We start from the raw sequence: 24,773 nt of genomic DNA on the forward strand, positions 1-24,773 counted from the left end.
AGGTGCAATTCCGGTGGAATTACGGGGCGTTGCGTACGCCTGTTCACTCGTACGGGGAGCCGGTTCCCCCGTACGCGCCTCACTCGTCGTCGAGGCCGCGCTCGATCGCGTACCGGACGAGCTCGACCCGGTTGTGCAACTGGAGCTTGCCCAGGGTGTTCTGCACGTGGTTCTGCACCGTGCGGTGGGAGATGACGAGGCGCTCCGCGATCTGCTTGTACGAGAGTCCCTTGGCCACCAGCCGCAGGACCTCGGTCTCCCGGTCGGTCAGCTGCGGGGCCTTCGGCTCGTCCGGGGCGGCCGGCGCGGGGTCGGAGGCCAGGCGCCGGTACTCGCCGAGGACCAGGCCGGCCAGGCCCGGGGTGAACACGGGGTCGCCGGCCGCCGTGCGGCGGACGGCGTCGATGAGCTCGTGGGCGCCGGCCGACTTCAGCAGGTAGCCGGTCGCGCCGGACTTCACCGCCTCCAGGACGTCGGCGTGCTCGCCGCTCGCGGACAGCACCAGGACCCGCAGCGCCGGGTCCGCGCCGACCAGCTCCTTGCAGACCTGGACCCCGGGCATGCCGGGCAGGTTGAGGTCGAGGACCAGGACGTGCGGGACGGCCGCGCGGGCCCGGCGCAGCGCTTCCGGGCCGTCGCCGGCGGTCGCGACGAGGTCGAAGCCGGCGGCGGCCAGGTCGCGGGCGACCGCGTCCCGCCACATCGGGTGGTCGTCGACGACCATGACCTTGATGTCGCCGGCGGCTGCGGTGCGGTCCGTCGGGCTGTGCTCGTTCACTGGGTCCTCCCCCTCGGTACTTTCAGTTCCACCTCGGTGCCCTGTCCGGGGACGGACACCAGCTCGGCGCTCCCGCCGAGGTCCCGCAGCCTGCCGCGGATGGACAGGGCCACGCCCATCCTGCCCTCGCCCTCGGCCTGGTCGAGCCGGCCGGCCGGGATGCCCGGGCCGTCGTCGCGAACGGTCACGATCACTTCGTCGCCCCAGTCCTCGACCAGGATCCAGGCGCTGGCCCCCGCGCCCGCGTGCTTGCGCACGTTGTCCAGTGCCGCCCCGACCGCCGCGGCCAACTCCCTCGCCGCGGGAACCGGCAACGGCACGGGGGTGCCCGGCTCCGCGAAGCTCACCCGGGAGCCGGCGTGCGGCGCCAGCAGGGTCCGCAGATCCAGCTCGCCCTCGTCGGCGCCCTGCTCCTCGACCTCGTACGCCGCCACGAGCGCGCCGAGCGACTCGTCGCGGGAGACCCGGGAGGGGCGCGCCAGCCCGCTGGAGACCAGGGTGCGCAGTGCGACCTCCTGGTCCCCCGCCATGCGGCCGAGCTCCGCGGCCTCCCCGCCCAGTTCGGTGCCGCGCCGCTGGACCATGGCGAGGACCTGGAGGACCCCGTCGTGGATGTCGCGGGCGAGGCGTTCGCGCTCGCGGGTGGCGGCCTCGATCTCCAGGGCGCGGGCGAGGGTGGCCTCGCTGGCCCGGGCGACCTCGACGACGTAGCCGATGGCGATGGAGGCGACCCAGACCAGCAGCACGTTGTGCAGGGTGTCCCGGGTGGGCTCGCCGCGCTGGACGAGGTTGGCGGCGGCCACGAAGGTGGAGGCGAAACAGGCCCAGCGCCAGCCGCCCTTGATGGCGAAGGCGAGGACGGATCCCGCGGTCCATATGGAGGGCAGGGTGGGGCCGCCGACCGCGATCCGCTCGTGGGTGTCGGCGAGCGGGGTCAGCAGGATCCCAACGCAGGCGACGGTGAGGTCGGCGCAAAGGAACCGCTTCGTGCAGCTGGCGGCGTTCGCCACCTTGGGGAGGGTGACCAGGGTCCAGACGGCGAGGACGGCGAGGTAGCAGGCCGCGATCCAGGGCCGGTTGAACTCTTGGTGCGCGAAGGCGAACAGCAGTACCGCGTAGACCGTCGTGAGCAGCCGATAGGCCGTCAGGGCCCGCCACAGCGGCTGCTCGACCGACATGCGTACGACGCGCTCGCGCTTCGCCATCTCCCCCACCCCGTACGGGCGGTCCGCGCCCGCGCCGCTACTTGTCGTTGTCCGCGGCCGGGTCCGCGGCCCGGTCGGCCTTCTCCGCCTTCTCGCTCTTGGCCGCGGCCTTCTCCGCGTCGGCGATCTGGCGCTTGGCGGCCGCCGCGTAGATGTCCACGTACTCCTGGCCGGAGAGCTTCATGATCTCGTACATGACCTCGTCGGTCACCGAGCGGAGGATGAAGCGGTCCCCGTCCATGCCCTGGTAGCGGCTGAAGTCCAGCGGCTTCCCGATCCGGATACCCGGACGCATCAGCTTCGGAACCACCTTGCCGGGCGGCTGGATCTTCTCCGTGTCGATCATCGCCACGGGGATGACCGGCGCGCCGGTGGCCAGTGCCACGCGGGCCAGACCACCGGGCTTGCCGCGGTAGAGCCTTCCGTCGGGTGAACGCGTCCCCTCGGGGTAGATACCGAACAGCTCTCCGCGCTCGATGACGTCGATGCCGCTCTTGATCGCGGCCTCGCCCGCCCCGCGCGCACCGGAGCGGTCCACCGGGAGCTGGCCGACGCCCTTGAAGAAGGCCGCCGTCAGCTTGCCCTTGACGCCCGGCGAGGTGAAGTACTCCGCCTTCGCGATGAAGGTCACCTTCCGGTCCAGCACGGCCGGGAGGAAGAAGGAGTCGGAGAAGGACAGGTGGTTGCTCGCGAGGATCGCCGGCCCCTCCGCGGGAATGTTCTCGAGGCCCTCCACCCACGGCCTGAAGGCGAGCTTCAGGGAACCGCCGATCGAGAACTTCATTGCGCCGTAGATCAACTCGAAAGCCTTCCTGTGTCTGTCGAACAGACCTTACCCGTGGCCGCGCCCACAGCGGCCCGACGACCCTGGTCGGTGCCACCCCTGTCGCGTACGGTGAAGTCACACAGCGCTACGCACCCCCCACCCCCCTTCGAAGGAGACCCTGGTGCCCGTCCTCCCTGGAGCCGAGCCGTTCCGCCACGAGGGCGGAGAGGTCGGCGTACTCCTCTGCCACGGCTTCACCGGTTCCCCGCAGTCGATGCGCCCCTGGGCCGACCATCTGGCCGCTCGGGAACTGACGGTGTCGCTGCCGCTGCTCCCCGGGCACGGGACGCGCTGGCAGGACATGCAGCTCACGGGGTGGCAGGACTGGTACGCCGAGGTGGACCGCGCGCTGCGCGAGCTGCTCGACACCTGCGCCCAGGTGTTCGTCTTCGGGCTGTCCATGGGCGGGGCGCTGACGCTGCGGCTGGCGGCGAAGCACGGGGACTCGATCAGCGGGATCGTCCTCGTCAACCCGGTCAACAAGGTCCACGACCCGCTGGCCGTGGCCCTTCCCGTGGTCAAGCACTTCGTCCGGTCGACGCCGGGCATCGCGAGCGACATCGCCAAGGAGGGTTCGGAGGAGGTCGGCTACGACCGGATCCCGACCCGGGCCGCGCACTCGCTGCGCAAGTTCCTGCAGATGCTGGACACCGAGCTGCCCCAGGTGACGCAGCCGCTCCTGCTCCTGCACAGCCCGCAGGACCATGTCGTACGGCCGGCCGACTCGGCGCGGATCCTGGCCCGGGTCTCCTCCACCGACGTCACCGAGACCCTGCTGGAACAGAGCTACCACGTCGCGACGTTGGACCATGACGCGGAGCGCATCTTCGCGGACAGTTACGCGTTCGTCGGTCGACTGGCGGAGAGCATGGGCAGGGAGGGGGCGGCCAGCGGTGGCTGAACACGAGGAGTCTGCGGGCGGTGTGCCCCCGCTGGACGAGGAAGCGGCGTGGGCGGCGATCGTCGCCGGGTACGGCCAGGAGCCCGCGGATCCACCGGGAGCGAGACCGTTCCGGCCGATCGAGAACCTGCTCCTTCCGGAGGAGGACGTCGAGGCGCTCCCCGACGCCCCGGACGCCCCCGGAACGCCCGGCGAGCCGAAGGCTCCGGAGCCCCCGGCGGGGCCCCTGGGCAGTTCCGTTGTGTTCGCGCCGGGCGTGGGCGTGAGCGGCCCGCGCGACCACTCGCTGGCGGACCCGGACGAGCTCCCCGACGCTGCCAAGGACGAGGGCCACTTCGTGCCCCCGGAGCCGGAGCTGCCGGAGGCCGACGCGACCTCGAAGTTCGCCTGGCTCGCGGTGGTGGGCGGACCGGTGCTGCTGCTCCTGGCGGTGCTCCTCCAGTGGGAGATGACGTGGTGGCTGACCACACTGGGCATCGGCGGCTTCCTGGGTGGTTTCGCGACGCTGGTGGCCCGCATGTCGCAGGGTGACGACGAGGACGACGACCCGGGTCGCGGCGCGGTGGTCTGACCTTTCGGCGGCCCTCGCGGGGTTCGGCCCGGGGGGCGTCACCGGCTCCGGGCCGCTGCGGCGCACTCCGCCCGACGGCGCGTCGCCGCCCGACGGTGAGCTGTGGCCGGCCCGCGCGAGGGGAGCCCGTCAAACAGGCGTCGCCGGGAGGCGCAGCGCCGCCAGAACCGGAAGGTGGTCGGTCGCCCGGGCCAGGTCGGCGGAAGCGACTCCGGCCAGCCCCTCGGGGACACCGCAGGCCAGCACCTGAACCCCCGCACTCGCGAAGACGGCGTCGACGCGGCGCGGCGGCTCCGAGCGCGCCCACGTGTGTTCCCCGCCCCACGGCGCCACCGCCCAGCAGTCCTGGAGGGCGGACGCCAGGCGGCGGAAGGCCGGCCCCGACGGGCCCTCGTTGATGTCGCCCGCCGCGATCGCGTACGGCACGTCCATGGCGGCGAGCCGGTTCAGGAGCAGCTCGGACTGGGCCAGCCGCTCGGGCCCGTCGAGCGACAGGTGCGCGCTCAGCACCCCCAAGCGGACCCCGCCCACGCGGACGACCGCGGTCGCGAAGCCCCGCCGGTGGCGCCCGGGCGTGAGCGGCAGCAGCTCGTCCTGCGTGCTCTCCACGAAGGCCCGCAGGGAGCACAGGAGCAGCGGCCCGGCCGCGGTCGCACCGCCCGACAGGACGACCAGGTCGCACTTCGCCGCCAGCCGCGCCGCGTGCTTGCGCCAGCGGAAGAAGCGGGGCACCTCCTGTACGAACACCAGGTCCGGCGCGCACGCGCGGATCACCCGGGAGAGGGCCTCCTCGTCGTCGCGGAGCGAGCGGACGTTGTAGGAGAGCACCCGGATCACGGCGGAACCGTCGTGTTCGGTACGGGAGTTCGGCAGCTCGGCGAGTTCCATACCCGGCAACATAACCAGACTGCCCGCCGCACCCGGGAGGGCGCGGCGGGCAGTGGTGCGAAACGGAGGGGCTCAGCCCTGGCGGGCCAGGTCCGCCGCGCCGACCAGGCCGGCCCGGCCGCCCAGCTGCGCGGCGAGCACCTGCGCGTGCGGCCGCCAGGCGCCGCCGATCAGCCAGCGCTTGAAGGACTTGCGGATCGGGTCGAGGACCAGGTCGCCCTCGTCGGAGACGCCGCCGCCGACGATGAACGCGGAGGGGTCGAAGAGCGAGGCCAGGTCCGCGAGGCCGGCGCCCGCCCAGCGGGCGAGCTCGCGGAAGGAGTCCACGGCCACCAGGTCGCCCTGGCGGGCGGCCTCGCTGATGTGCTTGCCCTCGATGCCCTCGGGGGTGCCGTCGCCGAGGCCGAGGAGGATCGTCGCGTTCTCGGGGGTGGCGTTGGCGCGCTGCTTCGCGTACCGGACGAGGGCGCGCCCGGAGGCGTACTGCTCCCAGCAGCCCTGGCTTCCGCAGCCGCACAGCAGGCCGTCCGGGACGACCCGGATGTGGCCGAACTCGGCGGCGACGCCGAAGCGTCCGCGCCGGAGTTTGTTGCCGATGATGATGCCGCCGCCCAGGCCCGTGCCGAGGGTGATGCAGATGACGTCCTCGTGGCCCTGGCCGGCGCCGAAGCGGTACTCGCCCCAGGCCGCGCAGTTCGCGTCGTTCTCGACGACGACGGGCAGGCCGATGCGCTGCTCGACCTTGTCCTTCAGGGGCTCGTGGCGCCAGTTGATGTTCGGCGCGAAGAGCACGGTCGCACGCTTGTCGTCCACGTAGCCGGCGGCGCCGATGCCGACGGCGTCGATGGTGTGGTTGCTGCTGACCTCGGACACGGCGGCGCAGATCGCGTCCGTCACTCCGTCCGGAGTCGGCGGGGTGGGCACCTTGTACGTCTCAAGGATGGTGCCGTCTTCGTCGACCACGCCGGCCGCGATCTTCGTGCCGCCGATGTCGACGCCGATGGTGAGTCCCATTAGTCCCTCGGTTTCCGGTCAAACCCCGCCGTCGCCAACGGTACCCGAGTGGGGAAGAGGATCAGTCGAGATCGATCCGCTCGGTGGGGGCGCCGCCGCCTTCGCCCTCGTCCTTGCCGGCGGGCCGGTCGCCGGGCCGGGCGGGCCGGTCGCGGGGCTCGTCGCGCGTCCAGCGGCGCTCGTGGCCCTCGACCGCCGAGCGGTAGGCGGCGAGCAGCTCCGAACCGGCGGCCGCGAGGTGGTCGAAGACCTCGGGGTTGCGTTCCACGACGGGCTTGGCGGCGGTCTTCGCCTGGTTGACGAACTGCCGGACGGCGCCCTGCGCGGCGACGCCGAACAGCGGGTTGTTCAGCGCCGAGACCTTGTCGGCGACGGCCTCGAACAGCTTGAAGAGCTCATCGGCGGCGGTCCCGGTGCCGGTCCCCGCGCCGGCGCCCTGCTCGGACCTGCGCCGCTCCTTCTCGGCGGCGAGGTCCTCGGCGCAGGCCCTGGCCCAGGCGTCGTCGTCGGGGGAGGCGTCGGTGGGTCGGTCGGTGGCCTCGCTCATGGCGGACTCTCCTGCGGCGGCGGCTGGGCGTGCGGTACGGACTACTACCTTCGACGGTACCCGAACGGGGGTAGGGGGTCGGGGGCCTAGGTCGTCCGGGGCCACAGGCCGGGGTCCGGGGTGAAGCGGATGCGGAGCTCGCCGGCGGTGAGGGCGGCGCCGGAGACCGTGCAGCGGCGCAGCACCGCGGGCAGCGGAACGATCCTGCGGTACGGGCCCACCGCGAGCAGCAGCTCGTCGCCGCGCCGGATCAGTTCGAGCTCCCGCTTCTCGGCGCGGGGCAGCGGAACGCGCCAGAGCAGCACCCCGTCCTCGGCGAGCCGGTCCTCGACGGTCCAGTCCGGCCGCGGCGCGGTCGCCGGGGCCGGGGCCGGGGCGATGGCCGCCAGGTCGTCGGGGCCCTCGGGGTCCCGGCCCAGATGGGGCACGGGAAGCACCGGCAGGTCGTCCTCACCGGCCCACCGGGCGGCGTACTCCTCCCGCTGGGCGGCGAGTCCCGCGAGCCACGGGTCGGTGGATCCGCCGGGCAGCATCCGGTTCGCCACGAGCGCCGAGACGGGAAGCTGCTGCAGGGCGAGCCCGAGACGGCCGAGGCGCAGCGCGGCGTCGGCGGCGGGGCCGGGCTCCGCGACGAGCCGGATCGAGGTGGTGGGGGCCTCGATGACGGCTTGGACGGCTGCCAGCTCCTCGTCCCAGCGGGCGGCGGCCTCGTACAGCCACTGCGCGGGCATCGGCACCCCGGCGAGCTGGGCCAGTACGGGCCGCAGGGCGCGGGCCGCCTGACGCTCGGCGGGGAGCAGCCGGGCGAGGTAGCGGCGCAGCTGGGCGGGGAGGGCGAGGGTGGCGACGGCCTGGTGGAGCGGGGGCATGTCGACGACCACGAGGTCGGTGGCGGGCTCGGCAGCTGCCCGTCGCAGGGCGCGGAGCAGGGCGAACTGTTCGGCGCCGGGCAGTTCGGTGAGCTCGTCGGCGATCAGCGGCCGGGCGCCGAGCATCCCGAGGAGCGCGGAGCCGCGCTCCTGCAGCGAGACGAGCTCCTGGCGGAACTCCTCGCCGGAGTCGACGCGGGCGAAGCGCAGGCCGTCCCGCGGGGCGACGGGCGGGTCACCCGGGTCGGCGGAGAGCAGCAGGACGCGGTGCCCTTGCCGTGCGGCGGCGAGCGCGGTCGCCGCCGCGACGGTGGTCCGCCCCGCCCCTCCGGGGCCGGTGACGAGAAGGGTGTGCATGGTGCTCCTAGGCTGCGCGGATTCCCGGGGGCTCCGCGACGGGTTCCCGCGTGCGGCTCACCCGGGGTTCCGCCCGGACGTGTCCGGCGTGCGGCGCCGCTGCCGGGGCCGGGGCCGGGGCCGGCCAAGGCTCCCGCGCCCCACACGCCGGCGGGGCTGGATTTCGCAGGGCGCCGGCCCGGCAGGGCCGCGTCGGGACAGGGCGCGCGTCAGGAGGCCCGCGGGGTCTCCACACGCTTCTTCAGGCCCGCCAGCGCGCGGTCGATGATGACCTTCTCCGCCTTGCGCTTGATCATGCCGAGCATCGGGATCTTGACGTCCACGGTCAGCTGGTAGGTGACCTCGGTGCGCGTGCCGTCCGCGAGCGGCGCGAGGCGGTAGGACCCGTCCAGCTGCCTCAGCATCTGGGACTTGTCCAGCGTCCAGCTGACCTCGTCCGCGCCCTTCCAGGTGTAGGCCAGCGTGTGGTCGTCCTTGATCGCACCCGCGTCGAGCAGCAGGCGGACCTTCTCGGCGCGGCCCTCGGCGTCGGTGCCCAGCACCTCGGCCTCCTTCACCTCGCCGGTCCACTCGGGATAGCGGGCGAAGTCGGCGATCACGGCCATGACGTCGGCCGGGGACGCCTCGATCGTGATGCTCGAGCTGGTGTGTTCCGCCATGCCGGTCGCTCCTCCGGGGAGTGTTCGAGGAAGTGTGCGGACGGCCTGGGCCGCCGCGTGAAGGCTATCGCGCGTCCGGGGCTCACCACTCCAGGGCCCATGGCCGTCCGGTGGCCGCGAAGTGGCCGACGTTCACGCACTCCGTGGAGCCGATCCGCATCCGGCGGACCAGCGGCTGGTGGACGTGGCCGAAGAGCGCGTACCGGGGCCGCATCCGGCGGATCGCCGCGAGCAGCGCGCCGCTCCCCCGTTCGAAGCGGCGTGCCACGGTGTCGTAGCAGAGCTCGGGGACCTCCGGCGGGATGTGGGAGCACAGCACGTCGACGTCGCCCAGCGCCTCCACCTTGGCGGCGTACTCCTCCTCGGGCACCTCGTACGGCGTGCGCATCGGGGAGGGCAGGCCGCCGCCGACGAAGCCGAAGACCCGCCCGCCGATCTCCACGCGCTGGCCGTCGAGCACGGTCAGGCCGGGGCCGGCGTACTCGGGCCACAGGCCCGGGATGTCGACGTTGCCGTAGGTGGCGTACGTGGGGTGGGGGAACGCGGCGAACATCTCGGCGTACTGGCGCCGGACCGCGCCCTCGACGAGCCGTTCCCGGTCCAGCCCGACCCACAGGCCGCGGGCGAAGTCGCGGGCCTCCTCGAAGCGGCGCGCGGTGCGCAGTTCGACGATGTGGTCGGCGTTCTCGACGCCGAAGAGGTCGGGGAAGATGCCGCGCGAGTGGTCGGCGTAGTCGAGGAAGAGGACGAGGTCGCCGAGGCAGATCAGCGCGTCGGCGCCCTCCCCGGCCCGGGCGAGCGCCTCGGTGTTGCCGTGGACGTCGCTGACGACATGGACTCGTGTCCGACTCTTCGTGCCACCCATGGCGCCACCCTAGGGGCGCTTGGCCACCGCTGGTGAAGAAACGGGTCACGCGGTCGGACCTGCGGTTACTTCCGAGTCGCAAAGAGGGTCGACTACTGTCGGCAGGACACGGCCGCGCCATGTGACGCAGAGAACAATGGCCGATTCCCTCTATCCGGAACCCACTACCGGTGGGTAACGTCCGGTCGGTCCACATGGTGGCGATGGCGCCCAGAGGAGCAGCAGTCTTGCGCGAGTTCAGCCTTCCGGCCCTGTACGAGGTCCCGTCGGACGGGAACCTGACGGATCTCATCCGCCGCAACGCCGCTCAGCATCCCGACACGGCCGTCATGGCACGCAAGGTCGGCGGCAGCTGGCAGGACGTCTCGGCGACCCAGTTCCTCGCCGAGGTCCGCACCGCGGCGAAGGGCCTGATCGCGGCCGGCATCCAGCCCGGCGACCGGGTCGCCCTGATCTCCCGCACCCGCTACGAGTGGGTGCTGTTCGACTTCGCGATCTGGAGCGCGGGCGCCGTCACCGTCCCCGTGTACGAGACCAGCTCCCCCGAGCAGATCCAGTGGATCCTCGGCGACTCCGGCGCCGTCGCCGTCGTCACCGAGCTCCCCGGGCACAGCGCGGCCGTGGCCGCCCTGCGCGACCGGCTGCCGGAGCTCCGCGAGGTCTGGGAGATCGAGCAGGGCGCGCTCGCGACCCTGACGGCTGCCGGAGCCGAGGTCACCGACGCCGAGGTCGACGCGCGCAGCGCGCTGGCCGGCGCCGACGACCCGGCCACCATCGTCTACACCTCCGGCACCACCGGCCGCCCCAAGGGCTGCGTGCTCACCCACCGCAGCTTCTTCGCCGAGTGCGGGAACATCGTGGAGCGGCTGAGCCCGCTCTTCCGGACCGGCGAGTGCTCGGTGCTGCTCTTCCTGCCGGCCGCGCACGTCTTCGGTCGCCTGGTGGAGGTGGCGGCCGTCCTGGCGCCGATCCGCCTGGGCTGCGTACCGGACATCAAGAACCTCACGGACGAGCTGCAGTCCTTCAAGCCGACGCTGATCCTCGGCGTGCCGCGCGTCTTCGAGAAGGTCTACAACTCGGCGCGCGCCAAGGCGCAGGCCGACGGCAAGGGCAGGATCTTCGACGCGGCGGCCGAGACGGCGATCGCCTACAGCCGCGCGCTGGACGCCCCGGGCGGCCCGTCCCTCGGGCTCCGGATCAAGCACAAGGTGTTCTCGAAGCTGGTCTACAGCAAGCTGCACACGGTCCTCGGCGGGCGCGGCGAGTACGCGATCTCCGGCGGGGCCCCGCTGGGCGAGCGGCTCGGCCACTTCTTCCGCGGCATCGGCTTCACGGTGCTGGAGGGCTACGGCCTGACCGAGTCCTGCGCCGCCACGGCCTTCAACCCGTGGGACAAGACGAAGATCGGTACGGTCGGCCAGCCGCTCCCGGGCTCCGTGGTGCGCATCGCCGACGACGGCGAGGTGCTGCTGCACGGAGAGCACATCTTCAAGGAGTACTGGAACAACGAGACGGCCACCGCCGACGCGCTGACCGACGGCTGGTTCCACACCGGCGACGTCGGCACGCTCGACGAGGACGGCTACCTCACGATCACCGGGCGCAAGAAGGAGCTCATCGTCACGGCGGGCGGCAAGAACGTGGCGCCCGCGGTGATCGAGGACCGGATCCGGGCGCACGCGCTGGTCGCGGAGTGCATGGTGGTCGGCGACGCGCGGCCGTTCGTCGCCGCGCTGGTCACGATCGACGAGGAGTTCCTCGGCCGGTGGGCCGCCGAGCACGGCAAGCCGGCCGGTGTGACGGCCGCGGAGCTGCGCGAGGACGCGGACCTCATCGCCGCCGTCCAGAAGGCCGTGGACGACGGCAACGCGGCGGTTTCCAAGGCGGAATCGGTGCGGAAATTCCGCATTCTGCCCTCCCAGTTCACGGAGGAGTCGGGGCACATCACGCCTTCGCTGAAGCTCAAGCGGAACGTGGTGGCGAAGGACTACGCGGACGAGATCGAAGCGCTCTACCGGGGCTGACGGACCTGCCGGCCGGCGGTCTCGGGCCGCTGGTCAACGCGGGTCGGTGAGGACTCTGGCCATGTTCCGCTCCGCGAGCGCGGTGATGGTCACGAAGGGGTTGACGCCGAGCGATCCCGGCACCAGCGAGCCGTCGACGGCATAGAGGCCCTCGTAGCCCTTGACGCGGCCGTAGTCGTCGGTCGCGTCGCCGAGGACGCAGCCGCCCAGCGGGTGGTAGGTGAAGTTGTCGGCGAAGTTCCTGTTCCCGCCGAACAGGTCGTACCGGTAGATCGTGAAGTTGGCCCGGTTCACGCGGTCGAAGAGCTTCTTGGCCGACTGGACCGACGGGGTGTTCTGGTCCCGGGTCCACTGGAGCTTCGCCGAGTCGCTGGCGGCGTCGTAGGTGAAGCGCCCGCGCTCCGGGTTCTTGGTGATCGCCAGGTACATCGAGATCCAGTGCTCGATGCCCATCGGGAGCGGTGCGATCTCGGCGAAGACCGGGTTCGCGGCGTTGTCCCAGTCGTCGATGCCCAGCGCGGGCATGGTGGCCTGGCGGGCGCCGACCGTGTCCCACAGGTGGTTGGCGCGGGCGGTCATCACGTTGCCGTTGGGGCCCCAGCCGAGGCCCACCTTGTCGTTCAGGGCGGGCAGCGTGCCGGTCTCGCGGGCGCGCAGCAGGATCTCGGTGGTGCCGAGGCTGCCGGCGCCGAGGAAGAGCTGCTTGCAGCCGAGTTCGCGGACCTGGGTGACGCGGCCGGTGACGTCGCTGGTCCGCACGGTGAGGACGTAGCCGCCGGCCGGGTCCTGCCGTACTGCGACCACGCGCTGCATGGTCTCGATGGTGACGTTGCCGGTGCCGAGGGCGGCGGCGAGGTAGGTCTTGTCGACGCTCTTCTTGCCGTGGTTGTTGCCGTAGATGACCTCGCCGGCGAGCGCGGACTTGGTGGCGGTGCCGGCGGCCTCGCGCTTCATGTACTCGAAGTCGTAGACGTTGGGGACGAAGGTGGTCTTCAGGCCGGCGTTGTGGGCGTGCTTGCGGGAGATCCGGGCGAAGCGGTACCACTCCGTGGACTCGAACCAGGCCGGGTCGATGTCGTTGACCCCGAGCATGGCGCGGGCCAGGGGGTAGTAGGTGCCGTACATCTCGTCGGCGTTCACCCGGGGCATGACCTCGGTGAAGTACGAGCGCTTCGGCGTGGGCGCCATGCCGCCGTTGACGAGGGAGCCCCCGCCGACGCCGCGGCCCACGTACACCGACATGTCCCCGTAGTTCACGCGGTCCAGGACGCCGGGGTACGGGCTGATGTCGCGGTTGACCACGTCCAGCCAGAGGAACTGGGCGAGCGGGGCCTCGGTGCGGTTGCGGAACCACATGGAGCGCTGGTCGGGCGCGGAGGTGGAGGGGAAGATCTTCCCGTCGGACCCGGGAGTGTCCCAGAGCCGGCCCATCTCCAGCACGACGGTCCGCACTCCGGCCTGTCCGAGGCGCAGCGCGGCGACGGCGGAGCCGTAGCCGGAGCCGACGACGATGGCGGGGGCGTAGCTCGCGGCCGCCGGTTCGGCGGCGGCCGCCGACTGCAAGCCGATGCGGGTGAAGCCGAGGGCCGCCGCGGTCTGGAGGGCGCCGAGCCCGAGAACGTGACGGCGCGTCAGGTTTGGTGTCATGGCCGCATCATGAGCGGATTGCGCCCAACCGGCCATAACCCGCACTGACACGCTTCTGAGTAACAGTCAGACATGGCTCGACCGTAGGCGGGCCCGCACCGCCCCGTGCGGTTTGCTCGACTCTGCCCTCGATGGGCCACTCAAGAGCGATAATCCCCCTCCGCGCGGAAATGGGGACCCCGGCCCTCGTGCCCGGCGCGTCCTACAGGAGCTCGCGAAGGCGCTCCGCCAGCAAGTCCCAGCGCCACTTCTCCTCGACCCAGGCGCGGCCGCGCTCCCCCATGCGGCGGCGCAGGTCCGGGTCCCGGAGCAGGGCGACGACGCGGTCCGCCGCGTCCGCCGGGGCGCCGCCGGGCACCACCCAGCCGGTCTCCCCGTCCAGTACCGCGTCCGGGGCCCCGCCGGAGTCGCCCGCGATCACGGGCAGGCCCGTCGCGGAGGCTTCGAGGTAGACGATGCCGAGGCCCTCCACGTCCAGGCCGCCCCGCCGGGTGCGGCACGGCATCGCGAAGACGTCCCCGGCTCCGTAGTGGGCCGGCAGCTGCGACCACGGGACCGGGCCCGTGAAGACGACCGACGCGGCGACCCCCGTGGAGACGGCCAGCGCCCGCAGGTCCGCCTCGTACGGGCCGCCGCCCACGACGAGCAGCACGGCGTCGGGTACGGCCGCCAGGATCCGCGGCATCGCCTCGATCAGCGTGTCCTGGCCCTTGCGGGGGACGAGGCGCGAGACGCACACCACCACGGGCCGGTCCGACAGCCCCAGCCTGGCCCTGACCTCGTCGCCGCCCGACCCGGGGTGGAAGGTCTTCTCGTCCACTCCGGGCGGAAGCTGCGTCATCCGCGCCGCCGCCCGGTCCGTCACGGCCGAGGCGATCCGCGAACGCGTGTACTCGCCCAGGTAGGTCAGCGTGTCCGTGCCCTCGCCGATCCGCCGCAGCAGCTGCCGCGCGCCCGGCAGCTGGGCCCAGCCCGCCTCGTGCCCGTGCGTGGTCGCCACGATCCGCCGGGCGCCGGCCCGGCGCAGTGCCGGGCCCATCAGGCCCAGCGGGGCCGCCGCCCCGAACCACACCGACTCACAGCCGTGTTCGCGCAGCAGGCCCACCGCCCGGCGGGTCACCCGCGGGGTGGGCAGCAGCATCGTCGTACGGTCGCGCACGACCTGGAAGGGCTGCTCCGCGTCGAAGGCGGCGGTGGCTTCCCGGCCCTCGGCGGAGCGCTTCCAGGTGGAGGCGTAGACGACGACGCGGTCGGGGTCCAGCCGCAGCGCCATGTTGTGGAGGAAGGCCTGGATGCCTCCCGGCCGCGGCGGGAAGTCGTTGGTCACGATCAGCGTCTTGTGCATCGCTTCGCGACCCTACCGGAGCTCGCGGCGCAGCTCCTCCTGCCAGGCCCGGGTCAGTTCCCCGGCGTCCGTCCCGAGGGCCTCCTGCAGGGCCGCGGGCATCGACGCGCGCCCTGCCTTCCCGTACAGGCCGACGAGCGCCGCCTCGCCCCACTTGTCCGCGATGAGCCGGCAGGCCAGCCAGGAGCCCTCGTACGCCCGCGCCAGCGCCTCCGCGTCCCCGCCGAAGGCGAAGGCCCCGTTCGCGGGGAGCGCGCCCGGCAGGTCCCCCCGGCGCACCGCCCGGGCGAGTGCCGGGGCGGCCTCGGCGGGGGTGCGGCGGCCGCCCCGGTACGCCGCCCAGTCCGCGAAGCCCTCGGAGAGCCACAGCGGTGTCCGCGCGGTCGTCGCGGCGCGGGTGGCGACATGGGCGGTCTCGTGGGTCAGGACGATCTGGCGGCCCTCCGCCGTGAGCTGGGCGTACCCCTCCGGGTTGACGACGACCCGGTCGGCGGGGGCCGGGCCCGAGCCGGTCCGCCCGGTGGTGACGGCGCCCAGGCCCCGGTACTCGTCGGCGGGCCGGCCCAGCAGCGCCGCCATCGCGTCCAGCGATCCGGGGACCAGCACCACGACCCGGCCCGCCCACGGTCCCGGCCAGGCGGCGCTCGCGGCGGGGACCGCCACGTCGGCCTCGGCGGCGATCGCGGACAGGGCGGCGGCGCTCTGGCCGGCTCCGCCGAGCACCAGGCCGTGCGCCCCGCGCCGTACGGTCACCGGGCCCTGGTCCCACAGCTGCGGCGGCGCGCCCGGGGCGGGCCGGTCCGCCACCACGCTCCAGGACCCCGCGTCGCGGGCGAGTTCGACCTCGCGGTCGGATCCGGCGGGGGCGGCGACGTCGTAGCCGGTGAGCCGGTAGCTCAGCCGCGCCCGCGCGAAGGCCCGTACGCCGTGGGACCGGACCGAGGAGACCTCGTAGGACCAGCCCTCCAGCGGGATCGCGGCGAGCCGCTCGGGCGGCGCCGCCGCCCAGGCGGCGACGGCGCCGCGGACGTCCCGCTCGGTGGCGCCCGCCGCCCGGGAAGCGGAACCGGAACCGGAGTCGCACCCGGCGAGCGGCACGCCCAGCAGCAGCAGCCACAGGGGCAGTGCGCGCAGGAGGCGACGGCGGGGACGTACCAGGCCCGGGAACATCACCCGATCGTACGCAGGGGGCTCCTCAGGGCCGCGTCACCGAGGACACCGGCATCATGCCGACCGGGTCGTAGCGCACCCGCGCCCCCGGGTACGGGGCGTGCACCACCTGGCCGTTGCCCACGTACATGCCGACGTGGCTGGCGTCCGAGCGGTACGTCACCAGGTCGCCCGGGCGCGCCTGCGAGAGCGGGACGTGCCGCCCGGCGTGCCGCTGCGCCTGCGAGGTCCGCGGCAGCGCGACGCCCGCCTGGCGGTAGGACCACACCATCAGCCCGGAGCAGTCGAAGCCGCTGGGGCCGGTGGAACCCCACACGTAGGGCCGGCCGACGGCGGAGCGGGCCGCCATCACGGCGGTCGCGGCGCGGCCGGAGGAGGCGCCCTGGGCGGACGGGTCGGAGAGGTCGGGCAGGCCGTCGGGGCGGCCGCCGGAGCGCGAGGCCCGCTCGAAGTCGGCGCGCTCCTGGCTGGGCATCGCGTTCAGCAGCCGGCGGGCGGCGGCCAGCTTGGCGGTGACGGCGCGCTTCTCCTTCGCGACTTCGGCGCGCAGGGCGTCGAGCGCGGCGAGTTTGCGGGAGGCCTCCTGGCGCTCCTGGCCCAGCCGGTGCTGCTCGGAGCGCAGTTCGTCGAGCTGGCGGGCCTGGCGGTCGGTCAGCCTGTCGAGGGCGGCCGCCTTGGCGAGGTAGTCGTCGGGGTCGTCGGAGAGCATCAGCTCGACGGCGGGGTCGATGCCGCCCGCCCGGTACTGGGCTCCCGCGTAGGTTCCGAGCACCCCGCGCATGGTGTTGATCCGGTCCTGGCCGCGGGCCACCGCGTCCTGGACCCGGCCGACTTCGGCGCGGAGCCTGTCGGCCTTCTCGCCCGCCTGGTTGAAGCGCTCGGTGGCCTGCTCGGCCTCCTCGAAGAGCCGGTCGACCTGGGCGCGGACGCCGGCCGGGGGCTCGTGGGGGAGGTCGGGGGCCGCGCTCGCGGGTGCGCCCGTCATGGCGACCGCGGCTCCTGCCGCGGCGGCGGTGAGGACGGTGACCTTCGTGTTCCGGTCGAGGACTCTGGGCCCGGACCGGCGATGGGACGCCACGTGAAACCGCTCCCTTCCGCTGCGCGGGACCGGGTCCGCCCCCCGTGGGCGGCCGTGTGCCGGGTTCCGCGCTGGCAGACAGTAGCGGCGGCGACGGGCGGCGGCCAACGACCCGCGGCGGGCACACATGGTGACGCCCCGCCGGAGACGCAGGTCACCGGCGGGGCGTGCGGTTCGAGCGGGGCCTCGTAATTCGCCCGGATGGGCGGTGTACGGCGCGCCCCGGAGGGTCCGGGGGCGTCAGCTGCCGACGCGGACCCCGTAGGCGAATCCGCTGAGGGATCCGTACAGGACGCCGGCGCTCGGGTTGGCGGCGTGGAAGACCTTGCCGTTGCCCGCGAACAGCCCGACGTGCTGGAGGTTCGAGTAGAAGACCAGGTCACCGGGCTGGAGCTCGCTCAGGCTGACCTTCCGGCCCTCCTTGACCTGGTCGAAGGTGGTGCGGCCGATGGTGATCCCGGCCTGCTTGTAGGCCCACTGCGTGAGGCCGGAGCAGTCGAACGCGTTCGGGCCGGTGCCGCCGCGGACGTAGGACATGCCGTTCTTGGTCACGGCGGCCCGCAGTGCGTCCGCGGCCCGGCCCGAACCCTTCACGTTGCTGAGCTCGGCCTGCTCGGCCGCGCTGCCGCCCGCCTTCTTGGCCTCCTCCTTGAGCTGCGCGCGCTCCTGCGCGGTCAGGGAGTTGAGGAGGGCCTGGGCCTCGGCGAGCTTGTCCGTCGAGATCTTCTTCTTGTCGGCCAGCTCCTTGCGGGTGGCGTCGAGGTCGGCGAGCTTGCCGGTGGCCTCCTGGCGCTGCTGCGCGAGACTGCGCTGCTTGGCCTGGATCTTCTGGACCGCCTCGACCTGCGTGCCGCTCAACTGCTCCAGCGTGGAGGCCTTGTCCAGGTAGTTGTCCGGGTCGGCGGAGAGGAACAGCGCGAGAGACTGGTCTATGCCGCCGGTGCGGTACTGGGCGTTGGCCATCGAACCGATGGTGCCGCGCAGGGTGTTGAGGTCCCCCTGGCCGCGGGCGACCTGGTCCTGGAGCTGCCCGATCTCCTTCTCGAGGGCGTCCTGGCGCGTCTGGGCACCGTTGAACTTCTCGGTGGCCTGTTCCGCCTCTTCGTAGAGGGCGTCGACCTTGCTCTTGACCTCGTCCTTGCTCGGCTTGGCCGGCGCGGCGTTGGCGGCCTGGCCGGAGAGGGCCACGGCGGCGGCGGCGGTGACGGTGAGCACGGTCACGCGCGTGCGGGTCGGCTGCTTGGGTCGACGGTGGGACGCCACGAAGGCGAGCTCCTTCTTCCTGGAGCCGCCGAGGAGAACAGACTCGGCGACACCTCCGTTGTCACCCCGAATGAGTGAACTACCGCACGAAGGTTTGACCTGACCCTAGTGACCCTTCTGTGATCAGTTCAAATCCTGCCGGGAAAAAAATCGCTCCGCGACCAGCTTCTTTACCTACAGCGCACGCTCTGTGCAGACGTCTTGACGGTACGTTCCCCCGGACCCCTACCAATTCCGGCATACGGGCCAGCAGTTACGAAACGCGCGAAAGCCGCTTCAGCAACAAGGCGGACGTCACCGGACGCGCCCCGGCCTTGGCCACTCCGTCGGCGACCTCGCGGTCCGTGGAGACCACGACCACCGGCCGGCCCGGCGGCTCGGCGCGCACCAGCTGGCGGATCAGCTCGTCCGCCGTCACCCCGGCCTTCGAGAACAGCACCCGCACCCCGCGCGGCGGGGCGAGCAGCACCGGGGCCGCCAGCTCCGCCCCGTCGAAGACACAGGTCATCTCGGCGCCCGTCTGCGCCGCGAGCATCGACAGCCCGCCCAGCAGCCGCAGCCGCTGCTTCTCCAGCGGCATCGTCGGGTAGCCGGTCTTGGTGACGTTGTAGCCGTCGACCACCAGGTGGGCCTGGGGCAGCGCCAACAACTGGTCCAGCAGCGCCGGGTCGGTCTCCGACAGCGCGCGCGCCGCGATGTCCTTGGGAGTCATCCGGCCCGGCTCCACCGCCTCCACGGTGTCGGCGGGCCGAGTGGACACCGGCGGCAGCGCGAGCTCCCGGCGCAGTCCCGCGGCCGCGTCCAGCACCGTGTCCAGCAGCAGCCGCAGCCGCATGTCCTCGATGCTGCGCCCCTCGCGGGTGGCCCGGCGCGAGGTCTCCAGCGCCGTCTCCACCTCCGCGAGACGGGACTTGAGCCGCCGGGTCTCGCTCTCGGCCGCGGTCACGTGCGCCGCCGCCTCGGCCCGGATGCCGTCGATCTCGGCGTTGATCTTGCGCAGGGCGGCGTCGCCCCGCTTGACGTCGCTCAGGGCGCTGCGCAGCTTGCGCTGAAGCGATTCGGCTTCCTTGCGCGCCGCCTCCAGCTCGGCCCGTACGTGGTCGCCGCCCGCGCGCTGGAGTTCCCGTACGTGGGCCAGCTCCTCGCGGAGCCGGTCCATCTCCCGGCGCGTCTCCTCGCCGAGTCGTTCGGCGTCGGCGCGCTGCGCCTCCTCGCCGGCGGCGGCCACGAGCTTGGCCCAGCCGGCCGGCCGCAGGACGTACGCGGCGGCCGCCACGTCCAGCGGGTCGGCGGCGGCGGGCGGGACGCCCGACTCCAGGGCCCCGGCCAGGTCGGCCTGCGCCTCGCGGAGCTTCTCGGCGACGCGGCCCCGGAAGACGGGGTCGCTCTCCACGGCCGTCGCCATGGCGTTGCCCGCGAACTTGGCGCGCCGCGTCGGGGTGAACCGCGCGTACTGGCGCAGCTGTGCCGGGAGGTCCGCGACCGTCAGTCCGCCGAAGGCGTCCGAGACGAGCGCGACGACCCGGCGCCGCACGCCTTCCGGCAGCGGGCGGTCGAGCACCTCGGCGGCGTCGCCGGCCGCGCCGGCCGGCTCAGCACCGCTTGCAGGCTCCACAATCCGTCACCCCTACCGTCATTCACCAGCGGGCAGGGCTCCGTCAGGAGTCCGTGCCCGGCCTGTCCACGAGCTCGATCTGGTCCACCGCGTTGCACCAGCGGCAGCGCACCGACTCGATGGTCTCATTGACCACCTCGCGCTCCTCGACCTTGGGCTCCCCGGCGAGGTCCAAGTGGACGTACTCGACGACCTTCGACGAACGGGTGACGTCGAAGCGCGTCAGGTTGCCGCACAGGGTGCAGCGCCACCGGGTGGTGTCGGTCGGCTGGGGAACCGTCATCAGGCCGCTCTCTCCTTCTATGTCGTGCACGCCTGTGCTGTACAGATACGTGCGTAGCTCGTAACCCTACGGCCTGCCGCACTCGCGGGCGGTTCCGGCTGGGTCATGCTCGGTCGCATGATCGTAAGGTGGCAGGCCGTACGCGAGGCCTTGCGGGGACCGGTGGTCACCCACGCGCTGATCGCGGGCTGCTGTGTGGTGTTCGTGCTGAGCCCGGCGTCGGGGCTGAACCCGGTCTACGGGACGGGCGACGAGCTGCTGACGAGGGGGACGGCCTACTTCCGGCACTGGGGCGTGGTCCCGGACGAACTGTTCACGGGCGGCGGGCGGGCGCCGCTGACCCCGCTGACGGCCCTGTTCGTGCACGGCAGCTGGCTCCACCTGCTGGGCAACATGCTCTTCCTCTTCGTCTTCGGGGCGATGACGGAGCAGCGCATGGGCCGCGCCGGGTTCCTCGTCTTCTACGTCTGTACGGGCTACCTGGCCCTGGCCGCGTTCGCGGCGGCCAACGCCTCCTCGGACCAGACCCTCGTCGGGGCCTCCGGGGCGATCTCGGCGGTACTGGGGGCCTTCATGTGCCTGTTCCCCAGGGCGCGGGTGACGAGCCTGTTCCCGTTCCTCTTCTTCCTGCCGCTGCGGTTTCCGGCGTGGATCGTCCTGATGTTCTGGTTCGCCCTGCAGTGGCTGGCGGCGCACCGCGCGGAAAGCGGGCCGGGCGTCGCCTATCTGGCCCACGTGGTGGGCTTCTCGGCGGGCTTCCTCTACGCGTGGGTGCGCTACAGGCGTGGGGCTAGAGTGAGGCGACCAGTGACTGCCGGCGAGGGAGACAGCCAACCGTGATCACCGCGATCGTGCTCATCAAGACCAGCGTGGACCGGATCCCCGAGATCGCCGAGGCCATCGCCGCACTGGAGAACGTCAGCGAGGTCTACTCCGTGACGGGCACCTACGACCTGATCGCGCTGGTCCGCGTGGCCCGCCACGAGGCACTGGCGGACGTCATCCCGGGCCGCATCAGCAAGATCCCGGGCGTCGAGGGCACGGACACGCACGTCGCGTTCCGTACGTACTCCCAGCACGACCTGGAAGCGGCGTTCGCGATCGGCCTGGACGCCTGAACCTCGGGGCGCCGCGACCCGGGTCACACGGCCCGTGGCGCGTGGTGCGATGAGTTCTGTGCCGGACGGCGGTCTGTACTGCCGTGGACCCGGCGCGAAGACCGCGCCCGGGCCCGATACCGAGGAGGACACCCCATGCGCATCGTCGTCAGCGAGTTCATCAGTCTCGACGGCGTCGTCCAGGCGCCCGGCGGCGCGGGCGAGGACAACGACGGCGGCTTCGCCCACGGCGGCTGGTCCCACCCGTTCTTCGACGCCGAGGTGGTGGGCGGCGCCTTCGCCGAGGTGACCGCCAAGGCCGAGGCGCTCCTGTTCGGGCGCCGCACGTGGCAGACGATGGCGGCGGCGTGGCCCGAGCGGGCCGGCGACCCCTTCGCCGACCGGATGAACGAGATCCCCAAGTACGTCGTGTCCACCACCCTCGGCGACTCCGGGCTGACGTGGAACAACACCACGCTCGTCCCCGGCGGCGGGGCCGTCGCCCGGATCCGCGAGCTGCAGGCGGCCGACGGCGGCGACCTGGTGGTCATGGGCAGCCCCACGCTGGTGCGGACCTTGCTGAGCGAGGGCCTGGTCGACGAACTGCGGCTCATCGTCATGCCGGTGCTGCTCGGCGGCGGCAAGTCCATCTTCCCGGCGGACGGCGGCCTGCGGACCCTGGAGCTGGTCTCCTCGGTCACCGCGCCCACGGGCGCGCAGGTGTGCACGTACCGGCCGGCGGCCCGGGCCTGACACCCGGGTCCTTCGCCGGCCCTCCCGCGACGTCCGCCCGGTCCCGGCTCAGACGGCCGGGACGCAGCGGCCCTCTTCGGTGCGGTACTGCCACTTCGCGCCGTCCGCGACGAGCTCCTTGACCGCGCGGACGAACCGCTCGACGTGCTCGTCGGGCGTGCCGGCGCCGAAGCTGACGCGGATCGCGTTCAGCGACCGCTCCCCCGGGGCCGCTTCCGGGGCTCCGCACTCGCCCTGGGCCTGGGGCTCGCTGCCGAGCAGGGTGCGGACCAGCGGGTGGGCGCAGAAGAGGCCGTCGCGCACGCCGATCCCGTACTCGGCCGAGAGCGCGGCCGCGAAGTGGGAGCTGTTCCAGCCGTCCACCACGAAGGAGATGACACCGACGCGGGGGGCGTCGTCGCCGAAGAGGGACAGGACGCGGACCGCCGGGACCTCGGCGAGGCCTTCGCGGACCTTGGCGATGAGGTGCCGCTCGCGGGCGACGAGGCTCTCGAAGCCCGCCTCGTTCAGCGCCTTGCAGGCGGAGGCGATGGAGTAGACGCCGATGACGTTCGGGGAGCCGGCCTCGTGGCGGGCGGCGGTCGTGTGCCACTCGACGTCGACGCCGCCGTCCTCCCGGCGCGCCACCTTGCGGGAGGCGCCGCCCCCTGCGAGGTACGGCTCGGCCTCCTGGAGCCAGTCCGCGCGGCCGGCGAGCACGCCCGAGCCGAACGGCGCGTAGAGCTTGTGCCCGGAGAAGGCCACCCAGTCCACGTCGAGGTCCCGCACGGAGACGGGGTGGTGCGGGGCCAGCTGGGCGGCGTCCAGGACGATGCGGGCGCCGTGGGCGTGCGCGGCGGCGGCGAGCTCCTTGACGGGCCACAGCTCGCCGGTGACGTTGGAGGCGCCGGTGACGCAGACCAGGGCCGGGCCGTAGGGGTCGCGGTCGGCGAGTGCCCGCTCCAGGGTGGCCACGGCCTCGGCCGGGGTCCGGGGGGCGTTGAGGTAGGTGACCCGCGCGTTCGTCCAGGGCAGCAGCGAGGCGTGGTGCTCGGTCTCGAAGACGAAGACCTGGCAGTCGGCCGGCAGCACGGCGGCGAGCAGGTTGAGGGAGTCGGTGGTGGACCGGGTGAAGATCACCTGGTCGGACGCCCGGCAGTCGAGGAACTCGGCGACCGTGACGCGGCTCTGCTCGAACAGGTCGGTGGAGAGCTGCGAGAGGTATCCGGCGCCGCGGTGCACGCTGCCGTAGTACGGGGCGTAGGCGGCGACGTCGTCCCAGACGCGCTGCAGGGCGGGGGCGCTGGCCGCGTAGTCGAGGGCGGCGTAGGCGACTTCGCCGCCGGTGACGAGCGGCACGGTGACGTCGCGTCCGAGGACCGGCAGCGGCTCGGCACAGGCGGGGTCGAGGGCGGTCTTGGCAGCGGTGGTGGCGGCGGCGGTCGCGGACTCGGAGGACGCGGACAGGGTCGCGGACATGGCGGTTTCTCCCGGCAGGCAGGTCTGAATGGCTTCGGAGTGCCGTACGCGGGTACGGCGCTGCGGCCGTCCGGGGTACGGGGATGCCTCGGAGTCGGGGTGGCGCACTCGGGGTACGCGGAAGTGACCCTGTTCCGAGGGTTGAAGAAGGGGCGGAGTCGCCCTATCGCATTCGCTTGCTCACGAAAAACGCTCCTCGAGAGACCAGGACCCCTGGCCCATCACCCCAATGAGGGGTGTGAGGGATCCGCGCTTGCCGTAGACCTCACTGCCTACGACCTGGTCATCACCCGGGGCACCCCGCCACGGAAGGAGGGTTGCCGGACAGCGAGCCGGGGCAATGCGCTGTCACTCGTGACCTGCCGAGCATCCTGCCACAAGATCCTCCGGACGCAAGACCCCGGTCCACATGGTGGACCGGGATCCCGCCCGGATCCTGGCCGGATTCATCCGGTCAGCTGTTGCTGGCCGTCACCCACCGCGCGAGCGCCGCCCGGGCCGCGCCCGAGTCGATCGCCTCCGCCGCCTTCGCGACGCCCGCCGCGAGCTGCTCCTCCAGCGTGCCCGGACCGGGGTCGAGGGCGACCAGGGCCGCCGCCGAGTTCAGGAGCACCGCGTCGCGGACCGGGCCGCCCTCACCGGCGAGGAGGCGGCGGGCGACGTCCGCGTTGTACGAGGCGTCCTCGCCGCGGAGCGCGGAGACGTCGACCAGCGGGATGCCGATGTCGCGCGGGTCGAAGCCCTGCTCCGCCACCTCGCCGTCGCGCACCCACCAGACCCGGGAGGTCGCGGTGGTGGTGAGCTCGTCGAGGCCGTCGTCGCCGCGGAAGACCAGCGCCGAGGAGCCGCGCTCCGCCAGTACGCCCGCCACGATCGGCGCGATCCGGGGGTCGGCGACACCGGTGGCCTGGGCGCGGACCTTGGCCGGATTCGTCAGCGGGCCCAGGAAGTTGAAGGTCGTCCGGATGCCGAGCTCCTTGCGGGCCGCCGCCACGTGGCGCAGCGCGGGGTGGAACTTGACCGCGAAGCAGAAGGTGATCCCGGCCTCCTCGACGACCTCGGCGACCCGCGCCGGGGTGAGGTCGAGGTTGACCCCCAGCTTCTCCAGGACGTCCGAGGATCCGCTCGCCGAGGAGGAGGCGCGGTTGCCGTGCTTGACCACCTTGGCTCCCGTGCCGGCCACCACGATCGCCGACATCGTCGAGATGTTGACCGTCTTGGCGCCGTCGCCGCCGGTGCCGACGATGTCCACCGTCCGGCCGGGCACCTCGATCAGGTTCGCGTGCGCGTACATGGCCCGTACGAGGCCGCTGATCTCCGCGACCGTCTCCCCCTTGGCCCGGAGCGCGACCGCGAAGCCGGCGATCTGGGCGTCGGTGGCCTCTCCCCGCATGATCCGGTCCATCGCCCAGGCCGTGTCGTCGGCGCCGAGGTCCCGGCCGGACAGCAGGGCATCGAGCACACCCGGCCAGCCGCGGGCCGCCACGCTGTCGCCGCCTGCCGGGGTCACAACGTTCATGGTCCGCTCCTGGTGGTCCACGCGAATGGGAAGGCCTTCAG

At 73.0% G+C, this 24,773-nt stretch carries 24 protein-coding genes and 1 riboswitch; of the genes, 6 read left to right on the forward strand and 18 right to left on the reverse strand.

The genetic code is table 11. The annotated features are described in order from the left end of the window. Positions 1-79: 79 nt before the first annotated feature. Genes ACFWBY_RS20080 through ACFWBY_RS20090 form a run of 3 tightly spaced genes read right to left on the reverse strand, consistent with a single transcriptional unit; the run spans position 80 to position 2,767 of the window. Entirely contained in the window at positions 80-724 is a 645-nt protein-coding gene (locus ACFWBY_RS20080) for a response regulator (protein ID WP_385336485.1), read from the reverse strand. A 50-nt stretch (positions 725-774) separates the two neighbouring features. After that, the gene (gene macS, locus ACFWBY_RS20085) at positions 775-1,983 is read right to left on the reverse strand and encodes a MacS family sensor histidine kinase (RefSeq protein ID WP_385336462.1); all 1,209 of its coding nucleotides are present in this window, start codon (positions 1,981-1,983) and stop codon (positions 775-777) included. 37 nt (positions 1,984-2,020) lie between these two features. Next, positions 2,021-2,767 (reverse strand): lysophospholipid acyltransferase family protein, encoded by a 747-nt coding sequence (locus tag ACFWBY_RS20090; RefSeq protein ID WP_385336487.1) that lies wholly within the window; start codon positions 2,765-2,767, stop codon positions 2,021-2,023. A 163-nt stretch (positions 2,768-2,930) separates the two neighbouring features. Here ACFWBY_RS20090 and ACFWBY_RS20095 point away from each other — a divergent pair, with 163 nt between their 5' ends. Then, positions 2,931-3,710: an alpha/beta hydrolase gene (locus ACFWBY_RS20095; protein ID WP_385336464.1), complete on the forward strand. Its 780-nt coding sequence runs from the start codon at positions 2,931-2,933 to the stop codon at positions 3,708-3,710. After that, a complete protein-coding gene (locus tag ACFWBY_RS20100; RefSeq protein WP_385336466.1) occupies positions 3,703-4,281 on the forward strand; it encodes a hypothetical protein in 579 nt (192 codons plus the stop codon). The genes ACFWBY_RS20095 and ACFWBY_RS20100 overlap by 8 nt, the downstream gene beginning before the upstream one ends. Before the next feature lie 129 nt (positions 4,282-4,410). Here ACFWBY_RS20100 and ACFWBY_RS20105 read toward each other — a convergent pair whose 3' ends face one another. The 6 genes from ACFWBY_RS20105 to ACFWBY_RS20130 all read right to left on the reverse strand — a co-directional run bounded on the left by ACFWBY_RS20105 (position 4,411) and on the right by ACFWBY_RS20130 (position 9,480). Continuing rightward, complete coding sequence (locus ACFWBY_RS20105; RefSeq protein WP_385336467.1) at positions 4,411-5,169, reverse strand: endonuclease/exonuclease/phosphatase family protein; 759 nt, start codon at positions 5,167-5,169, stop codon at positions 4,411-4,413. 72 nt (positions 5,170-5,241) lie between these two features. Beyond that, the gene (locus ACFWBY_RS20110) at positions 5,242-6,183 is read right to left on the reverse strand and encodes an ROK family glucokinase (RefSeq protein ID WP_385336469.1); all 942 of its coding nucleotides are present in this window, start codon (positions 6,181-6,183) and stop codon (positions 5,242-5,244) included. Positions 6,184-6,244: 61 nt separating this feature from the next. Then, positions 6,245-6,730, reverse strand: coding sequence for a DUF5304 domain-containing protein (locus tag ACFWBY_RS20115; protein WP_385336471.1), 486 nt, complete (start codon positions 6,728-6,730; stop codon positions 6,245-6,247). Positions 6,731-6,816: 86 nt separating this feature from the next. Continuing rightward, positions 6,817-7,956 carry an ArsA family ATPase gene (locus tag ACFWBY_RS20120; protein ID WP_385409679.1) on the reverse strand — a complete coding sequence of 380 codons (1,140 nt, stop codon included), beginning with the start codon at positions 7,954-7,956 and terminating at the stop codon, positions 6,817-6,819. Between the two features lie 209 nt (positions 7,957-8,165). Beyond that, the gene (locus ACFWBY_RS20125; RefSeq protein ID WP_385340470.1) at positions 8,166-8,615 is read right to left on the reverse strand and encodes an SRPBCC family protein; all 450 of its coding nucleotides are present in this window, start codon (positions 8,613-8,615) and stop codon (positions 8,166-8,168) included. Between the two features lie 82 nt (positions 8,616-8,697). After that, the gene (locus ACFWBY_RS20130) at positions 8,698-9,480 is read right to left on the reverse strand and encodes a metallophosphoesterase (RefSeq protein WP_385340472.1); all 783 of its coding nucleotides are present in this window, start codon (positions 9,478-9,480) and stop codon (positions 8,698-8,700) included. 227 nt (positions 9,481-9,707) lie between these two features. Here ACFWBY_RS20130 and ACFWBY_RS20135 point away from each other — a divergent pair, with 227 nt between their 5' ends. Next, positions 9,708-11,504, forward strand: a complete 1,797-nt coding sequence (locus ACFWBY_RS20135) for an AMP-dependent synthetase/ligase (RefSeq protein ID WP_385340473.1) — start codon at positions 9,708-9,710, stop codon at positions 11,502-11,504. A gap of 33 nt (positions 11,505-11,537) precedes the next feature. On the opposite strand, the gene ACFWBY_RS20140 is transcribed toward ACFWBY_RS20135, so the two are convergent. The 7 genes from ACFWBY_RS20140 to ACFWBY_RS20170 form a co-directional block, all read right to left on the reverse strand. Next, the gene (locus ACFWBY_RS20140; protein WP_385340475.1) at positions 11,538-13,151 is read right to left on the reverse strand and encodes a GMC oxidoreductase; all 1,614 of its coding nucleotides are present in this window, start codon (positions 13,149-13,151) and stop codon (positions 11,538-11,540) included. A gap of 202 nt (positions 13,152-13,353) precedes the next feature. Continuing rightward, the gene (locus ACFWBY_RS20145; RefSeq protein WP_385340477.1) at positions 13,354-14,496 is read right to left on the reverse strand and encodes a glycosyltransferase family 4 protein; all 1,143 of its coding nucleotides are present in this window, start codon (positions 14,494-14,496) and stop codon (positions 13,354-13,356) included. 12 nt (positions 14,497-14,508) lie between these two features. Next, a complete protein-coding gene (locus tag ACFWBY_RS20150; protein WP_385340479.1) occupies positions 14,509-15,666 on the reverse strand; it encodes a hypothetical protein in 1,158 nt (385 codons plus the stop codon). A 25-nt stretch (positions 15,667-15,691) separates the two neighbouring features. Beyond that, positions 15,692-16,744, reverse strand: a complete 1,053-nt coding sequence (locus ACFWBY_RS20155; RefSeq protein WP_385340481.1) for an NlpC/P60 family protein — start codon at positions 16,742-16,744, stop codon at positions 15,692-15,694. A gap of 240 nt (positions 16,745-16,984) precedes the next feature. After that, on the reverse strand, positions 16,985-18,007 hold the full coding sequence (locus ACFWBY_RS20160; protein ID WP_385340482.1) for an NlpC/P60 family protein: 1,023 nt from the start codon (positions 18,005-18,007) through the stop codon (positions 16,985-16,987). 253 nt (positions 18,008-18,260) lie between these two features. Further along, positions 18,261-19,625 (reverse strand): NYN domain-containing protein, encoded by a 1,365-nt coding sequence (locus tag ACFWBY_RS20165; RefSeq protein ID WP_385340531.1) that lies wholly within the window; start codon positions 19,623-19,625, stop codon positions 18,261-18,263. A gap of 40 nt (positions 19,626-19,665) precedes the next feature. Continuing rightward, entirely contained in the window at positions 19,666-19,905 is a 240-nt protein-coding gene (locus tag ACFWBY_RS20170) for a hypothetical protein (RefSeq protein WP_385340533.1), read from the reverse strand. Between the two features lie 117 nt (positions 19,906-20,022). Between ACFWBY_RS20170 and ACFWBY_RS20175 the strand changes: the two genes are divergently transcribed. The 3 genes from ACFWBY_RS20175 to ACFWBY_RS20185 all read left to right on the forward strand — a co-directional run bounded on the left by ACFWBY_RS20175 (position 20,023) and on the right by ACFWBY_RS20185 (position 21,755). Continuing rightward, positions 20,023-20,745 carry a rhomboid family intramembrane serine protease gene (locus tag ACFWBY_RS20175; protein WP_385340484.1) on the forward strand — a complete coding sequence of 241 codons (723 nt, stop codon included), beginning with the start codon at positions 20,023-20,025 and terminating at the stop codon, positions 20,743-20,745. Further along, positions 20,742-21,023, forward strand: coding sequence for an Lrp/AsnC ligand binding domain-containing protein (locus ACFWBY_RS20180; protein WP_356654015.1), 282 nt, complete (start codon positions 20,742-20,744; stop codon positions 21,021-21,023). The genes ACFWBY_RS20175 and ACFWBY_RS20180 overlap by 4 nt, the downstream gene beginning before the upstream one ends. 135 nt (positions 21,024-21,158) lie before the next feature. After that, positions 21,159-21,755 carry a dihydrofolate reductase family protein gene (locus tag ACFWBY_RS20185; RefSeq protein WP_385340486.1) on the forward strand — a complete coding sequence of 199 codons (597 nt, stop codon included), beginning with the start codon at positions 21,159-21,161 and terminating at the stop codon, positions 21,753-21,755. Between the two features lie 48 nt (positions 21,756-21,803). Here ACFWBY_RS20185 and ACFWBY_RS20190 read toward each other — a convergent pair whose 3' ends face one another. After that, complete coding sequence (locus ACFWBY_RS20190; RefSeq protein ID WP_385340488.1) at positions 21,804-23,213, reverse strand: aminotransferase class V-fold PLP-dependent enzyme; 1,410 nt, start codon at positions 23,211-23,213, stop codon at positions 21,804-21,806. Between the two features lie 244 nt (positions 23,214-23,457). Next, positions 23,458-23,573, reverse strand: a riboswitch (SAM riboswitch). 94 nt (positions 23,574-23,667) lie between these two features. Continuing rightward, on the reverse strand, positions 23,668-24,732 hold the full coding sequence (gene trpD / locus ACFWBY_RS20195) for an anthranilate phosphoribosyltransferase (protein ID WP_385340489.1): 1,065 nt from the start codon (positions 24,730-24,732) through the stop codon (positions 23,668-23,670). Positions 24,733-24,773: the final 41 nt, after the last annotated feature.

Origin of the sequence: Streptomyces sp. NPDC060049, from assembly GCF_042736715.1 — a bacterium.
Taxonomy (GTDB): domain Bacteria; phylum Actinomycetota; class Actinomycetes; order Streptomycetales; family Streptomycetaceae; genus Streptomyces.

What these genes read in the sequence shown, in the direction of transcription:
- ACFWBY_RS20080 (WP_385336485.1), bottom strand. Translation starts at nt 724, where the DNA reads ATGGTCGTCGACGACCACCCGATGTGGCGGGACGCGGTCGCCCGCGAC.
- macS (WP_385336462.1), bottom strand. Translation starts at nt 1,983, where the DNA reads ATGGCGAAGCGCGAGCGCGTCGTACGCATGTCGGTCGAGCAGCCGCTG.
- ACFWBY_RS20090 (WP_385336487.1), bottom strand. Translation starts at nt 2,767, where the DNA reads ATGAAGTTCTCGATCGGCGGTTCCCTGAAGCTCGCCTTCAGGCCGTGG.
- ACFWBY_RS20105 (WP_385336467.1), bottom strand. Translation starts at nt 5,169, where the DNA reads ATGGAACTCGCCGAGCTGCCGAACTCCCGTACCGAACACGACGGTTCC.
- ACFWBY_RS20110 (WP_385336469.1), bottom strand. Translation starts at nt 6,183, where the DNA reads ATGGGACTCACCATCGGCGTCGACATCGGCGGCACGAAGATCGCGGCC.
- ACFWBY_RS20115 (WP_385336471.1), bottom strand. Translation starts at nt 6,730, where the DNA reads ATGAGCGAGGCCACCGACCGACCCACCGACGCCTCCCCCGACGACGAC.
- ACFWBY_RS20120 (WP_385409679.1), bottom strand. Translation starts at nt 7,956, where the DNA reads ATGCACACCCTTCTCGTCACCGGCCCCGGAGGGGCGGGGCGGACCACC.
- ACFWBY_RS20125 (WP_385340470.1), bottom strand. Translation starts at nt 8,615, where the DNA reads ATGGCGGAACACACCAGCTCGAGCATCACGATCGAGGCGTCCCCGGCC.
- ACFWBY_RS20130 (WP_385340472.1), bottom strand. Translation starts at nt 9,480, where the DNA reads ATGGGTGGCACGAAGAGTCGGACACGAGTCCATGTCGTCAGCGACGTC.
- ACFWBY_RS20140 (WP_385340475.1), bottom strand. Translation starts at nt 13,151, where the DNA reads ATGACACCAAACCTGACGCGCCGTCACGTTCTCGGGCTCGGCGCCCTC.
- ACFWBY_RS20145 (WP_385340477.1), bottom strand. Translation starts at nt 14,496, where the DNA reads ATGCACAAGACGCTGATCGTGACCAACGACTTCCCGCCGCGGCCGGGA.
- ACFWBY_RS20150 (WP_385340479.1), bottom strand. Translation starts at nt 15,666, where the DNA reads ATGTTCCCGGGCCTGGTACGTCCCCGCCGTCGCCTCCTGCGCGCACTG.
- ACFWBY_RS20170 (WP_385340533.1), bottom strand. Translation starts at nt 19,905, where the DNA reads ATGACGGTTCCCCAGCCGACCGACACCACCCGGTGGCGCTGCACCCTG.
- ACFWBY_RS20175 (WP_385340484.1), top strand. Translation starts at nt 20,023, where the DNA reads ATGATCGTAAGGTGGCAGGCCGTACGCGAGGCCTTGCGGGGACCGGTG.
- ACFWBY_RS20185 (WP_385340486.1), top strand. Translation starts at nt 21,159, where the DNA reads ATGCGCATCGTCGTCAGCGAGTTCATCAGTCTCGACGGCGTCGTCCAG.
- ACFWBY_RS20190 (WP_385340488.1), bottom strand. Translation starts at nt 23,213, where the DNA reads ATGTCCGCGACCCTGTCCGCGTCCTCCGAGTCCGCGACCGCCGCCGCC.
- trpD (WP_385340489.1), bottom strand. Translation starts at nt 24,732, where the DNA reads ATGAACGTTGTGACCCCGGCAGGCGGCGACAGCGTGGCGGCCCGCGGC.